Here is a 12,319-nt window from a genome sequence, read left to right on the forward strand (position 1 = left end):
GCCGTTCTGCCTCAGTTCTTCGGGTCGGGCTTCCGCTCGGGGGCGTTCGTGTTCTTGTAGGCGGCGCCCGTCAGCCGCCCCAGGACCTGGAGATAGGCGACGAGGGCATCCATCTCGGTGACCTGGGTCGTCACGCCGTCGAAGGCGCTCACCTGCGTCTCCTCGCCATAGCGCTTGACGACGGCGCTCGCGTAGTCGGTCTCGGGGGTGGCCTGCCCGAAGGCATCCCGGGCGGCATTCTTCACCATGTCGTCGGTGTAGGGCACGCCCAAGGCCCGCTGAGCGGCCAGGTGCAAGGACAGGTCGTCCGTCCTGAGGGGCGTTCGGGCGAGCCAGCGGTAGGCCGGCATGTTGGATTCCGGCACCACGTCGCGCGGGTTCGTGAGATGGGCGACGTGCCACAGGTCCGAGTATTTCCCCCCGATGCGGGCGAGGTCTGGACCTGTCCGCTTGGACCCCCACAGCATCGGCCGGTCGTATTTCGATTCGACGGCGAGCGAATAGGGGCCGTAGCGCTCCACTTCGTCCTGCAGCGTGCGGATCATCTGGCTGTGACACGAGTAGCAGCCCTCGCGGACGTAGATGTTCCGACCCGCGAGTTCGAGAGGCGTGTAGACCCGCATGTCCGGTGCCGGCTCGACCGTCTCGTGGATGGTGAACAGGGGGGCGATCTCGACGATGCCGCCCACGCTCGCGGCGGCGAGGATCGCGACCACGAAGCCGATGGCGGAGCGCTCGAGTTTGCGGTGCAACAGTTCGGGCATGCGTCACTCTCCCGCCACGGCCGCGGCGCCGACGGGGATGTCGCTTTTCCGCTCCGCCGCTATCGGCACGGCGCGAACGGTCATCCACATATTGTAGCACCCGACCACCGCCCCGATGAGGAAGAGCAGTCCCCCGAAAGCACGCGCGATGTAATAGGGGTACATGGCGACCAGCGAGTCCACAAACGAATAGGCTAGTGCGCCCTCCTCTGTATAAGTCCGCCACATCAGCCCCTGGATGATGCCGGAGTTCCACATCGCGAAAATGTAGATCAGGATCCCGGCGATCGCGAGCCAGAAATGAACCTCGACGAGCGTCGACGAATACATTCGCTCGCGTTTCCAGAGCGACGGCACCAACGTATAGAGCGACCCGAACGTGATGAGCGCCACCCACCCCAGGGCGCCCGCATGGACATGGCCGATGGTCCAGTCGGTGTAGTGGCTGAGCGAATTGACCGGCCGGATCGCCATAAAGGACCCCTCGAAGGTCGAGAGCCCGTAGAAGACGACGGCCGCCATCATGAAGCGCAAGGTCGCGTCGTCCCTCACGCGGTGCCAGGCCCCGTTGAGGGTGAGCAGCGCATTGCCGGCCGATGCCCAGGACGGGACCAGCAGCATCACCGAGAAGGTCATGCCGAGCGTCTGCACCCACTGCGGCAGGGCCGTGTAGTGCAGGTGGTGGGAACCGGCCCACATGTAGAAGAAGGTGATGCCCCAGAAGCTCAGGATCGACAGCCGGTAGGAGAAGATCGGCCTCTGCGCCCTGACCGGCAGGTAGTAGTAGAGCATGCCGAGGAAGCCGGCCGTGAGGAAGAAGGCCACCGCGTTGTGCCCGTACCACCACTGGACCATTGCGTCCTGCACGCCGGGCCAGATCGTGTAGCTCTTGGCATGACCCCAGGAGACCGGGAGGGCGAGGTTGTTCACGATGTGAAGCACCGCGACCACCAGGATGAAGGCCATGAAGTACCAGTTCGAGACGTAGATGTGCGGCTCCTTCCGCCTCGCGATCGTGGCGATGTAGAGAAGGAAGTAGGTGACCCACACGATCACCAGCCAGATGTCGGCGTACCACTCCGCCTCGGCATATTCCTTCGACTGCGTGATCCCCAGCAGGTACCCGGAGACGGCGAGCACGCAGAAGAGATTGAACCCGAGCAGGACGAACCAGGGACTGATCTGCCCGGCCAGGCGCGCGCGCGACGTGCGCTGGACGACGTGGAACGAGGTCGCGATCAAGGCATTGCCGCCAAAGCCGAAGATCACGCCGGTGGTGTGCGTGGGCCGCAACCGCCCGAAGCCGGACCAGGCGGCGTCGAAGGCGAGTTCGGGCCACGCGAGCTGCGCGGCGACCCAGACGCCCATGAACATGCCGAAGACCGCCCAGACCATGGACAGGACGATTCCGGCCTTGATGGGGTCGTCGTAATAGGAGGCCGCCCGGTCCTCGGTCGGTTCCGGGCCGTAGAACGCGCCCATGACGGGGATGAGCACGGCGCCGGCAAAGATCATCACGATCGCGCCATGCACGCCGAGGAGGTCGGCCCGTCCCAGCACCGTCATCGCGAAGCCGGCCAGCCCGACCGCGACCGTGATCGCGAAGGCCGTCTGCCGCTCGGACGAAGTGAAGCTCGCGATCATCTGGCGGGTCCCCATGGATTCACGATCGTCTCTGGAAGGTGGCACCGCCGGCGGCGGGTCCGGACGACCGGGCACCCCGAGCGGAGGACAGGATTCGAGCCATAACGAACCATTGCACCGCGCACCCTGTTCCGCCGAGCGGATTTGAGGTATCTAGGATGCATCTTTAATGCCCATCGAGCGCGGCGACCATACGTATTTTTGAGGACTCGATGCGTCTGACCCTGCACACGGATTTCGCGCTGAGGATCCTGATGTCCCTCGCCGTCGCCGGGGAGCGGCTCGTCACCATCGAGGAGCTGGCCAGACGGCATCGCCTGCCGAAGAACCACCTCATGAAGATCGCCCGGTCGCTGACCGGCATCGGGGTGGTCGACGGTGTTCGCGGGCGCTCCGGCGGGCTCCGTCTCGCCCGGCCCGCGGCCCAGATCAGGATCGGCCGGGTCGTGCGGGACCTGGAACCGCTCGCCCTGGTCGCCTGCCAGGGCAGCAAGCCGGAAGGCTGCGTCCTGGTGGGCGCCTGCGGCCTGACTGCGGCGCTCGACCGCGCCATGGAGGCCTTCTTCGCCGAACTGGACGGCGTGACCCTTCGGGACGTCGTGGCCGAGCGCCGCGGCCTTCGCGAGCGCCTGGGCCTGGACACCCCCGAGCCGGCGCAACCTCTCGCGTAGAGCGGGTTGCCAAATGCCCCTTTCCGCAAATGTCCCGCTGGCTCCCGGAGGACGAGGCGCGCCAGCTCCGCTTCGCCTTCGAGGCGGAGGTGAAGCGCCTCCTCGCCGCCTGAGGCGGCGTTGAAAGGCCCGCCGGAGCGGGCCTTGCAGCGACGATCGTTTCGCCCGGTCAGTTGCCGGGCGAGCCTGAACTTCAGGGCGCGTGCTCGCTTGTCCCGGGGCCCGGTCGACCCAGGGATCTGCGTTGGTGATCGCGAGCCCGACCGGAGGTCGGCTGCAGGAGCGGAGCGGACGGAAAGAAGAGCTCCCAGACGGCCACGAACATCGCGGCGATCACGGGTCCGAGGATGAACCCGTTCAAACCGAAGCTGGCGATGCCGCCCAACGTGGAAATCAGCACGATGACGTTGGGCATCTGCGTGTCTTTGCCGACCAGAAGAGGGCGCAGTATGTTGTCGGTCGAGCCGATCACCAGCGCGCCGTACAGGATCAGGGTCACGCCCTGCCAGACCGATCCGGTCACGAGCAGGTACATGGCAACCGGCATCCAGACCAGGGCTGCACCGACGGCGGGCATCAGGGACAGGAATGCCATGAGGACGGCGCCCAACACCGGCGCATGAATTCCCAGGAACCAGAACATCAGTCCACCGAGTGCGCCCTGCAACGCGGCCACGAGAAGATCGCCCTTGACGGTCGCGCGGATGACGACGGTGAACTTGCCCAGCAGCTCCCGCTGATGCTCCGCACTGAGGGGCATCGCCCGCTGCACGCGACTGATCAGCGCGTCGCCGTCCCGTATCATGAAGAACAGCAAGTAGATCATGACGCCGATGTCGACGACTACGTTGAACGTGCTCTGGCCGGACCTCAAGGCCCAGGTCGCGATGGACTCGCTCGCTTTCACCATCCCGGCCGACACACGCAGTTGCACGGCCTTGAGGTTGGTCAGGCCGAACCGGTCGAGGAGGTTTCCGAGCCAGGTCGGGAGGGCATCGAACACGCGTTGGGACAATTGCTGGAAGTTGATCTCTCCCGACTGCGTCTTTCCGTAGAGGTCGATCGCCTCCTGCACCAGGGAAAGGCCGATGAGCGCGATTGGGAGGATGACGATGAGCACGATGATCGTGACTGCCGCCAGAGCCGCCAGCGTGCGCCTCTGCCCGGTCCGAACCAGGAGCCACCGATAGAGCGGCGCGAACACGATCGCCACGACGCCACCCCAGAGAATGGCGTCCGAGAACGGCCAGAGCACCCACAGGAAGGCGAGCGACACGGCGAGGAGCAACAGCGTGAGTGCCTTATCGTCCTGAGTTCGCATGCCAGTCCCTCTGGCGAGCAGCATAGCTGGAGTCCGACCCTCTCAGAACGGACAAGGTGGGATACAGGCGACTACATACTCGGTTACGGCCGATCATGCCGGCATACATCCCGGATGGGAGACCATCTTGGGCACATCACTTCTGATTGTTGATCTGAGCTTTATAAGTCGCATTGCACTCGTTCCGCCGCGCTGAGCGATGCGGAGGCGTTACAGATCGCGATCGAGGGTTACGTCTACCTCTATCCGCACATCTCCATGGACGTGACCCGGCGCGTGTTCACCAACGTCGCCCCAGGCGCCGCCCTGGGCGCGCCGGCGAACACTGCGGCCCCATGGTCAGCTACAGCGACGAGCCCGGCTACGGCTTCTACGCCATGAATACGTACGGCCTCTATACGATTGAGGGAAGGGTGATGTTGGATGGGAGGCCGCATCCCGAAGACCTGGTCGGGATGGTCCGGGGACCACATGCTCGCCGACGTCAACTACTACTGGCTCGTAATCGGCGGCGAGGAATGGTTCCTTGTGGACTTCTTCCGGGCGGTCGTGCGCTGGTTCGGCATCGACGAGTGGGCGACGCGCCGACCGACTTGGGGTTGGCGTGAGCGAACGCGCTGGCAGTGAATGACCCACGAGCGGCAATTGCCGATTGGGCAGTCCGGGCAATGAGACGGTCGACGCAGAAGCAGGCCCGGAATAGACCGGACCCGCTACATTCGGACGCGTCACTTCACCTTGATGACGACGTCGGGCTTCTTCTCCTTCACGATCACCGGGGCTGGGGCGATATAGACTGGAGGCGGAGCCACAACCACGTAACCAGGACGCGGAGCCTTCACGCACTCGCCGTGCTTGTTGCAATACTTCTCAGCCGAAGCCGGGGCTGAGAACGTCACGACGGCGGCAACGGCCAGCGCGCCCGCAAAGAGAATTTTCATATCGCACTTCCTCGACCTGTTGCTCCCGTTCTTACCTGCAGTAAGACCCACATACCTGTCAATCGTGAGCGGGGCTTTACCCTTCCGGCATGGCATGTGCGCTAGCCCGGCCCTCCCCTGTCCGCGTCCGTCACAAGCTACAGGGGGTCGGTCAAGCCGGTTTGTTCCGGCAACAACCAAGAGGCTTCGGCTATGCCGCTGGTTTTCCAAAACGAGCCCAGAACCAATCTACGAAACGTGCGGCGTCCCTATCGGCGTCCCGCTCGCCTATCCTCTCCGCCTCAGCCGCCGCCGCATCGCTGCCTCGATCTCGTTTACCGCCGACGCTCAACGATCTAGAGGCATTGTGTGGCCTCGACGATGCCCGTCGATGACGACGAAGCCGTAGTGCCGGCGGCGTCCAGCGACCTCGTCGCCGATGAGGACCAACAGCCCGCCGGCATCGTGCCGCTGCTGTTGGAGAGATCAGGTAGCGCTGCCGAGCAGCGAGACCGAAAGTTTTCGACTTCAAAAAAATCTCAGTTGGACGATGTGGGGCCGAACTCTTGCAGGCCAAAAAAATTCGAGCCTTACGCCTCAAGTGATTGACGTAACGGCACCAGAATTTAGGGACAGAATTATGCGCAGGGGGCAGGAGCACGCGACGAGCGCGCCGAATTTTGACCCCCCTCCCGACAGGAGTACCCCACCCCGGGGCCAGGATTACCGCTTCGCTCGTCGCGCCTCAGGCCAGGCCCAGTTCTCCTTCGAGGCGGCGTCGGCGGCCGGATACGCGTCGTCCACGCCGTGAAGCTGGTCCAGGAACGCGCGAACTGCGGGCAGGTATCGACACCCATCAGCGGGTTGATCTTGGGCAGGCCGCGCTCTTCGAGGACGAAGGCGATCGCCTGCCAGTTCCTGGCCCCAGCGGGACCAAGGATCAGGAGCGCGAGTTCCTACTCGGAGGCATAGAGGGGCGGCGGCCGCGAGCGCCGGGTCCGGCCTGAGCAGGGGCTGCGTCGTCGCGCTCGGGGTCGAGTTCTATCTCGCTGCTGCCCGGGTGTTACCCCGACCGCATCATTCGTGGCGCGATCGGGGTGTTTATCACAGCCAGCCAAATGCTTAGGGAAAACGCCTCAGTTGTCGAGGAAGCTCCTGAGCTTCCGCGAGCGGCTCGGGTGCTTCAGCTTCCTGAGCGCCTTCGCCTCGATCTGGCGGATGCGTTCGCGGGTGACCGAGAACTGCTGGCCGACCTCTTCCAGCGTGTGGTCGGTGTTCATGCCGATGCCGAAGCGCATGCGCAGCACGCGTTCCTCGCGCGGGGTCAGCGAGGCGAGCACGCGCGTCGTCGTCTCGCGCAGGTTCGACTGGATCGCCGCGTCGATCGGCAGGATCGCGTTCTTGTCCTCGATGAAGTCGCCGAGGTGGCTGTCCTCCTCGTCGCCGATCGGCGTCTCGAGGCTGATCGGCTCCTTGGCGATCTTCAGGACCTTGCGCACCTTCTCGAGCGGCATGCCGAGCTTCTCGGCCAGCTCCTCCGGGGTCGGCTCGCGGCCGATCTCGTGCAGCATCTGGCGCGAGGTGCGGACGATCTTGTTGATCGTCTCGATCATGTGGACCGGGATGCGGATCGTGCGCGCCTGGTCGGCGATCGAGCGGGTGATCGCCTGCCGGATCCACCAGGTGGCGTAGGTCGAGAACTTGTAGCCGCGCCGGTACTCGAACTTGTCGACCGCCTTCATCAGGCCGATGTTGCCCTCCTGGATCAGGTCCAGGAACTGCAGGCCGCGGTTCGTGTACTTCTTGGCGATCGAGATGACGAGGCGGAGGTTCGCCTCGACCATCTCCTTCTTGGCCTGCCGGGCCTCGCGCTCGCCCTTCTGCACCATGTGGACGATGCGGCGGAACTCGGTGATCTCCAGTCCCGTCTCGGTGGCGAGGGTCTGGATCTCCTGGCGCAGGTCCTTGATCGTGTCGGAGTCCGACTTGACGAACTCGCGCCAGCCGCGCGTGCCCAGGTTGGCGACCCGGCGCAGCCAGTGCGGATCGAGCTCCGAGCCCTGGTAGTTGCGCAGGAAATCCTCGCGCGACACCCCGTAGGACTCGGCGAGCCGCAGGAGCCGGCCCTCGAAGCCGATCAGCCGCTTGTTGATGTCGTAGATCTGCTCGACGAGGCTGTCGATGCGCACCTGGTTGAGCGACAGGCTCTTCACGTCGCCGATCAGGTCGTCCTTGAGCTTCTTGTAGCGGCGCTCCTGGGACGGCGACAGCGTCTCGTTCTTGAGCGCGCCCTCGACGAGCTGCTCCTGCAGGCGATGCAGCTTCTTGTACTGGTCGGCGATGCGGTCGAAGGTCTCCACGACCTTCGGCTTCAGCTCGGCCTCCATGGCGGACAGCGAAACGTTGCCCTCCATGTCGTCGTCCATGTCCTCGCCGAGATCGCCCTCGGCCATCTCGCCCTCGGCGCCGGGGGCCTCCGCCTCTTCGGCCGGCACCATCGGCGGGCCGCCGATCGCCGGCGCCTTGCCGTCCGGGCCGGCATAGGTCGCTTCCAGGTCGATGATGTCGCGGAGGAGGATCTTCCCCTCGTTGAGCTCGTCGCGCCAGATGATGATGGCCTGGAAGGTCAGCGGGCTCTCGCAGAGGCCTGCGATCATCGCCTCGCGGCCGGCCTCGATGCGCTTGGCGATGGCGATCTCGCCCTCACGCGACAGGAGCTCCACCGAGCCCATCTCGCGCAGGTACATGCGCACCGGGTCGTCGGTGCGGTCGGCCGGTTCGCGGGCCGCCTTGGTGAGCGCCGGGGCCGTCGAGGTCGCCTCGACCAGGTCTCCGCCCTCGACCTCCTCATCGCCGGCCGCGGCTTCCTTCTCGCCGCCCTCGGCGTCCTCGACCTCGTCGGTCTCGATGACGTTGATGCCCATCTCGTTGAGCATCGCGAGGATGTCCTCGATCTGCTCGGAGGTGACCTCCTCGGAGGGAAGCACGTCGTTCAGTTCGTCATAGGTGACGAAGCCGCGCTTCTTCGCGGACTTGATCATCCGCTTGACGGCGGCATCCGAGAGATCGAGAAGCGGACCGTCCTGAGTCTCGGGGGCCTGGGCCTCGGTCTCTTCCTGCTCGGCAGCCTTCGTCGCCATGTAATCCACTCTCCTGAGATGCCACCGGGCGGTCCTGCCCGGCCGGACCGCGGTTCCGGAAAGATCCGGCGCCGAGGCCCTCACGTATGTCCCGTCGATACCAGCCGTCCGCTTAAACCACGCTTAACCGTGCCCCTCCCCGCGCACCCTGGGGGGCCTTCTCGTGCCGGTCCCGATTAGCTAAAGCGCCCGTACGGTTAGACAATAGGGACGACCCCTCGGCCGGCCATTTTCGGCGGAAGGATCGGAGCGTCGTTATTTAGCGGGTGATTCCGATTCCGCAAGGGTGATTCGTGCCGCGATGGGACAGGGCGTCAGAGCCGGCCTCGTGCCGCCGGCGATGGGTTCCCCCTACCGCCGCACCCCCTGGGGCGGCGCGAAGACCGGGGCTGCGCCCTTCTCGGGGCCGCCGAAGGCCGCGCGGATGAGCTTGGCCTCCTCGGCCAGTTCCTGCTCCCGGTGGGCGTATTCCTCCCGTCGCCGGACCACCTCGCGGGAGAGCTCCAGGATGCGCGTCTCGACCGTCTCGTCCGCGTCCGGGCCGACGTTGGTCACCTCCTGGTCAAGGTGGCGCTCCATCGCCTTCAGTTCGATCCGGTCGAGGAAGTGCCAGAGGCAGCGGACCACATAGTCCTCCGGCGGATGGAACTTCAGGATGGGGAAGCGCTCGCGCAGGCGATGGCCCCGGCCGGTCACCACCCGGCCGTCCGGATCGACCACGTCCTCGCCGTGGATCTCCTTCATGAGGAAATAGAAGCGCTGGTCGATGCCCCGGTAGAAGGTCGAGGGCGAGCGGTCCTCGAACTCGGTGGCGATGCGCGTCAGCTCGCGCTTGAACAGTTCGTGCGGCTCGATGCCGAAGTCGAGGTCGAGCATGCGGTCGGCCGCACCCTCGAAGATGTCCGGATACTCGATCGACAGCCCGAGCACGATCCGCTCGATGCCGGCGAGCTCCCCGTCCGCCTGCAGCGCCGGGGCGGCGGCCCCGGGCGCCCGGGTCGGGGCGCCGCGCTCGGCCCGTTCGCTCTGCCAGAACAGGTTCGACAGCCGCAGCCGGTAGCGCAGCCTGTAGCCCTTCTGGACGCGGGCGTCCTTGATCTCCGAGGTGAGATCCTCGAGCCGCTTCTCGAGCGCCGCCTTGCGCTCCGGCGTGTCGATCGTGGCGCCGGTCGTCTCCCGCTCCCACAGGACCTCCGCCAGCGGCACCGCCCGCTGGATCTCCGCCAGGAAGGCCTCGCGGCCGCCGAGCGCGACGATCTCGTCCGGGTCCTTGCCATCCGGGAGGAAGCAGAAGTTGAAGGAGAAGCCGCTCTTCAGCTGCGGCAGGATGCGGTCGACCGCCCGGTGGGCGGCCCGGATGCCCGCCCGGTCGCCGTCGAAGCAGACCACCGGCTCGGCCGCATACCGCCACAGGCGCTGGATCTGGTCCTCCGTGAAGGCGGTGCCGAGCGTGGCGACCACGGACTTGATGCCGGCCTGGTAGACCGCGATCGCGTCCAGGTAGCCCTCGACCACCACGACCTGCCCGCTCTCGTGGGCGGCCGCCCGAGCCCGGTGGGCGTTGAACAGCATCAGGCCCTTGTGGAAGAGCTCGGTCTCCGGAGAGTTCAGGTATTTCGGCTGGTCCTCCGCCGCGATCGCCCGGCCGCCGAAGGCGACGACGCGCCCGCGCTCGTCATGGATGGGGATGATCAGCCGGTTGCGGAACCGGTCGTAGGACGGGCGCCCGTCGTCCGGCTTGATGACGAGGCCGGCGTCGAGCATGGACGGCTCGTCGACCCCCTTGCCGACGAGGTGCCGCTTCAGCGCGTCCCGCTCGGCCGGGGCGTAGCCGACGCGGAACTCCTTCAAGGTCTCCGCCCGCAGCCCCCGCCGCTCCGCATAGGCGCGCGCCGGCGCACCCTGATTCAGCCGGAACGTGTCTTGGAAGAACTGCGCCGCCATCTCGACCACGTCGGCGAGGCTCGCCCGGTGCCGCTCGCGCACAACCTCGCGCTGGTCGGGCTTGGGCAGCGACACGCCGGCGTCCTGGGCGAGCCGCTCCACCGCCTCGGGGAAGCTCAGTCCCTCGGTCTCCATCAGGAAGCGGAAGATGTCGCCGTGCTTGCCGGACGAGAAGCAGTGGTAGAAGCCCTTCTGGTCGTTGACGAAGAAGGACGGCGTCTTTTCGGGGTTGAAGGGCGACAGCCCCGCGAACTCCCGCCCCTGCCGCTTCAGGCGCACGCGCCGGCCGACCACGTCGGAGACGGGCAGCCGGGCGCGGATCTCGTCGAGAAGGGCGGGGGGGAACTTCATGGCCGGACTGTAGCGGATCGAGGCACGTGGTGCAGCAAAAGCTATCACGCCCCCCGCCCTCGGCGCCGCCCCCGGGCAAGAGGTCGATCGCCTCTCAGTCCGGCAGGGCGAGCAGCAGCACGGCCGCGAAGGCCAGGGCCCCGGCGGCCGCGACCGTGACGGCCAGGACTGTCCTCCTCTCCATCACGCCGCCCAACTCGGCCGGGCGATCGGGATGTCGTCGAGGGCTTCGGACCCCAGGTGGCGAGCGACATACTCGGCGCCCTCCGGAGAAATGCCGCCGCGCAGGCGCGCCCGCTTCAGCGCCTCCTCGGCCATCTCCTCGCTCACATCGGCCACCGTCAGCGCGACCGGATCAAAACGGAAGACCTGCAGGGCGACGACGTCGCCCGCCGCGATCCGGCTGGCCACGCGATCGACATAGATCACGTCCGGATCGCTGATATCCGTCTCGGGGATGGAGATCCCGTAGCGGCCGAACTCGGCGACCACGAGGTGGAGCTGGGCCGGATACGCCGTTGAACTGGAACTCATGACAAGGCTCCTTTGCCTCTGAGTCACGCGAAGCGACGCGAATCGTTCCCGCCGGGACCCGGCCGAATGCGAACGGGCCCTCGCCTCCTCGCCCGGCGCCCCCGCCGCCGCGCGGCATTGCTGAGAAGCTTGCGGCACCCTATGTCATGTGACGAAAACCTGACAGTCGGCCGCGCCGACGTGAACCCGAACGGGAGACGCGACCTCATGAAGTGCCCCATCGACGGCGAGAACCTGGTCATGGCGGACCGCCAGGGCATCGAAATCGACTACTGCCCCAAGTGTCGCGGCGTGTGGCTCGACCGGGGCGAACTGGACAAGATCATCGAGCGGGCCTCGCCGCAGGCCGCCCCGCCCCCCTCCCCGCCCGCCGCGCCGGCCGGAACGCCGACCTTCGGTGGCGGCGGCTTCCCCCCGCCGGGAGGCGCTCCTCGCGGCTACGACGCGCCCCGCGGCTACGACGCGCCACGCTACCGTGACGACGACGATGACGACGACCGCCGCCGCCACGCGGGATACGACCCGCGCTACGGTGGGAGCCATCACCATCCCCCCCGCAAGAAGTCCATCCTCGGCGAGATCTTCGACTTCGACTGAAGCGCCCGACGCCCAGGCGGCGGCAAGGCTCTTCCCCCCGGCGTCGGCCGGCCGTAGCTTCGGGGCCGGCGCCGGCACGGCCGGCCATCGCGGAGATCACCATGTCGTTCTTCAAGAAGCTCTTCGGCCTCGGCGGCGGCGCGGAGGGTGGTCAGGCTCCCGCCAAGCCCGCCGGCCGGCAGGAGCACAACGGCTTCACCATCGAGGCGACGCCCTTCGTCGAGGGCGGCCAGCACCAGGTCTGCGGCGTCATCTCCAAGGAGGTCGACGGCGTCCGGCGCGAGCACCGCTTCATCCGCGCCGATCGCTTCGCCTCCAAGGACGACGCCGTGGACATGACCTTTCGCAAGGCCCGCCAGGTGATCGACGAGCGCGGCGACCGCGTCTTCGACTGATCTCGCCAGGCGAGCCGGCACGCGCTACTCTTCCGGGC

Annotated in this window: 11 protein-coding genes; 4 read left to right on the top strand and 7 right to left on the bottom strand. The window is 66.6% G+C overall.

Annotated elements, in window-relative coordinates; translation table 11 throughout:
- Positions 1-11: 11 nt before the first annotated feature.
- On the bottom strand, positions 12-764 hold the full coding sequence (ccoO, locus tag WBG79_RS19235; RefSeq protein WP_337358839.1) for a cytochrome-c oxidase, cbb3-type subunit II: 753 nt from the start codon (positions 762-764) through the stop codon (positions 12-14).
- Positions 765-767: 3 nt separating this feature from the next.
- On the bottom strand, positions 768-2,408 hold the full coding sequence (gene ccoN, locus WBG79_RS19240) for a cytochrome-c oxidase, cbb3-type subunit I (RefSeq protein ID WP_443147496.1): 1,641 nt from the start codon (positions 2,406-2,408) through the stop codon (positions 768-770).
- A 212-nt stretch (positions 2,409-2,620) separates the two neighbouring features.
- On the opposite strand from ccoN, the gene WBG79_RS19245 reads away from it, so the two are divergent.
- Positions 2,621-3,079 (top strand): Rrf2 family transcriptional regulator, encoded by a 459-nt coding sequence (locus tag WBG79_RS19245; protein ID WP_337358840.1) that lies wholly within the window; start codon positions 2,621-2,623, stop codon positions 3,077-3,079.
- 193 nt (positions 3,080-3,272) lie between these two features.
- Here WBG79_RS19245 and WBG79_RS19250 read toward each other — a convergent pair whose 3' ends face one another.
- On the bottom strand, positions 3,273-4,424 hold the full coding sequence (locus WBG79_RS19250; RefSeq protein WP_337358841.1) for an AI-2E family transporter: 1,152 nt from the start codon (positions 4,422-4,424) through the stop codon (positions 3,273-3,275).
- A 399-nt stretch (positions 4,425-4,823) separates the two neighbouring features.
- On the opposite strand from WBG79_RS19250, the gene WBG79_RS19255 reads away from it, so the two are divergent.
- A complete protein-coding gene (locus WBG79_RS19255; protein ID WP_337358842.1) occupies positions 4,824-5,027 on the top strand; it encodes a hypothetical protein in 204 nt (67 codons plus the stop codon).
- 101 nt (positions 5,028-5,128) lie between these two features.
- Here WBG79_RS19255 and WBG79_RS19260 read toward each other — a convergent pair whose 3' ends face one another.
- From WBG79_RS19260 to WBG79_RS19275, 4 genes are all read right to left on the bottom strand, one after another.
- Positions 5,129-5,341, bottom strand: a complete 213-nt coding sequence (locus WBG79_RS19260) for a hypothetical protein (RefSeq protein WP_337358843.1) — start codon at positions 5,339-5,341, stop codon at positions 5,129-5,131.
- Positions 5,342-6,456: 1,115 nt separating this feature from the next.
- Positions 6,457-8,460 (bottom strand): RNA polymerase sigma factor RpoD, encoded by a 2,004-nt coding sequence (rpoD, locus tag WBG79_RS19265; RefSeq protein WP_337358844.1) that lies wholly within the window; start codon positions 8,458-8,460, stop codon positions 6,457-6,459.
- Between the two features lie 351 nt (positions 8,461-8,811).
- Positions 8,812-10,755 carry a DNA primase gene (dnaG, locus tag WBG79_RS19270; RefSeq protein WP_337358845.1) on the bottom strand — a complete coding sequence of 648 codons (1,944 nt, stop codon included), beginning with the start codon at positions 10,753-10,755 and terminating at the stop codon, positions 8,812-8,814.
- A 183-nt stretch (positions 10,756-10,938) separates the two neighbouring features.
- Entirely contained in the window at positions 10,939-11,289 is a 351-nt protein-coding gene (locus tag WBG79_RS19275; protein ID WP_337358846.1) for a hypothetical protein, read from the bottom strand.
- A 207-nt stretch (positions 11,290-11,496) separates the two neighbouring features.
- Between WBG79_RS19275 and WBG79_RS27660 the strand changes: the two genes are divergently transcribed.
- Positions 11,497-11,886: a TFIIB-type zinc ribbon-containing protein gene (locus tag WBG79_RS27660; protein WP_443147490.1), complete on the top strand. Its 390-nt coding sequence runs from the start codon at positions 11,497-11,499 to the stop codon at positions 11,884-11,886.
- A gap of 101 nt (positions 11,887-11,987) precedes the next feature.
- Complete coding sequence (locus WBG79_RS19285; protein ID WP_337358847.1) at positions 11,988-12,281, top strand: HlyU family transcriptional regulator; 294 nt, start codon at positions 11,988-11,990, stop codon at positions 12,279-12,281.
- Positions 12,282-12,319: the final 38 nt, after the last annotated feature.

Origin of the sequence: Prosthecomicrobium sp. N25 (assembly GCF_037203705.1) — a bacterium.
In the GTDB taxonomy this organism is placed as follows: Bacteria; Pseudomonadota; Alphaproteobacteria; order Rhizobiales; family Ancalomicrobiaceae; genus Prosthecodimorpha.

Coding starts and splice junctions, on each gene's coding strand:
- ccoO (WP_337358839.1), bottom strand. CDS start 764: ATGCCCGAACTGTTGCACCGCAAACTCGAGCGCTCCGCCATCGGCTTC.
- ccoN (WP_443147496.1), bottom strand. CDS start 2,408: ATGATCGCGAGCTTCACTTCGTCCGAGCGGCAGACGGCCTTCGCGATC.
- WBG79_RS19245 (WP_337358840.1), top strand. CDS start 2,621: ATGCGTCTGACCCTGCACACGGATTTCGCGCTGAGGATCCTGATGTCC.
- WBG79_RS19250 (WP_337358841.1), bottom strand. CDS start 4,424: ATGCTGCTCGCCAGAGGGACTGGCATGCGAACTCAGGACGATAAGGCA.
- WBG79_RS19255 (WP_337358842.1), top strand. CDS start 4,824: ATGGGAGGCCGCATCCCGAAGACCTGGTCGGGATGGTCCGGGGACCAC.
- WBG79_RS19260 (WP_337358843.1), bottom strand. CDS start 5,341: ATGAAAATTCTCTTTGCGGGCGCGCTGGCCGTTGCCGCCGTCGTGACG.
- rpoD (WP_337358844.1), bottom strand. CDS start 8,460: ATGGCGACGAAGGCTGCCGAGCAGGAAGAGACCGAGGCCCAGGCCCCC.
- dnaG (WP_337358845.1), bottom strand. CDS start 10,755: ATGAAGTTCCCCCCCGCCCTTCTCGACGAGATCCGCGCCCGGCTGCCC.
- WBG79_RS19275 (WP_337358846.1), bottom strand. CDS start 11,289: ATGAGTTCCAGTTCAACGGCGTATCCGGCCCAGCTCCACCTCGTGGTC.
- WBG79_RS27660 (WP_443147490.1), top strand. CDS start 11,497: ATGAAGTGCCCCATCGACGGCGAGAACCTGGTCATGGCGGACCGCCAG.
- WBG79_RS19285 (WP_337358847.1), top strand. CDS start 11,988: ATGTCGTTCTTCAAGAAGCTCTTCGGCCTCGGCGGCGGCGCGGAGGGT.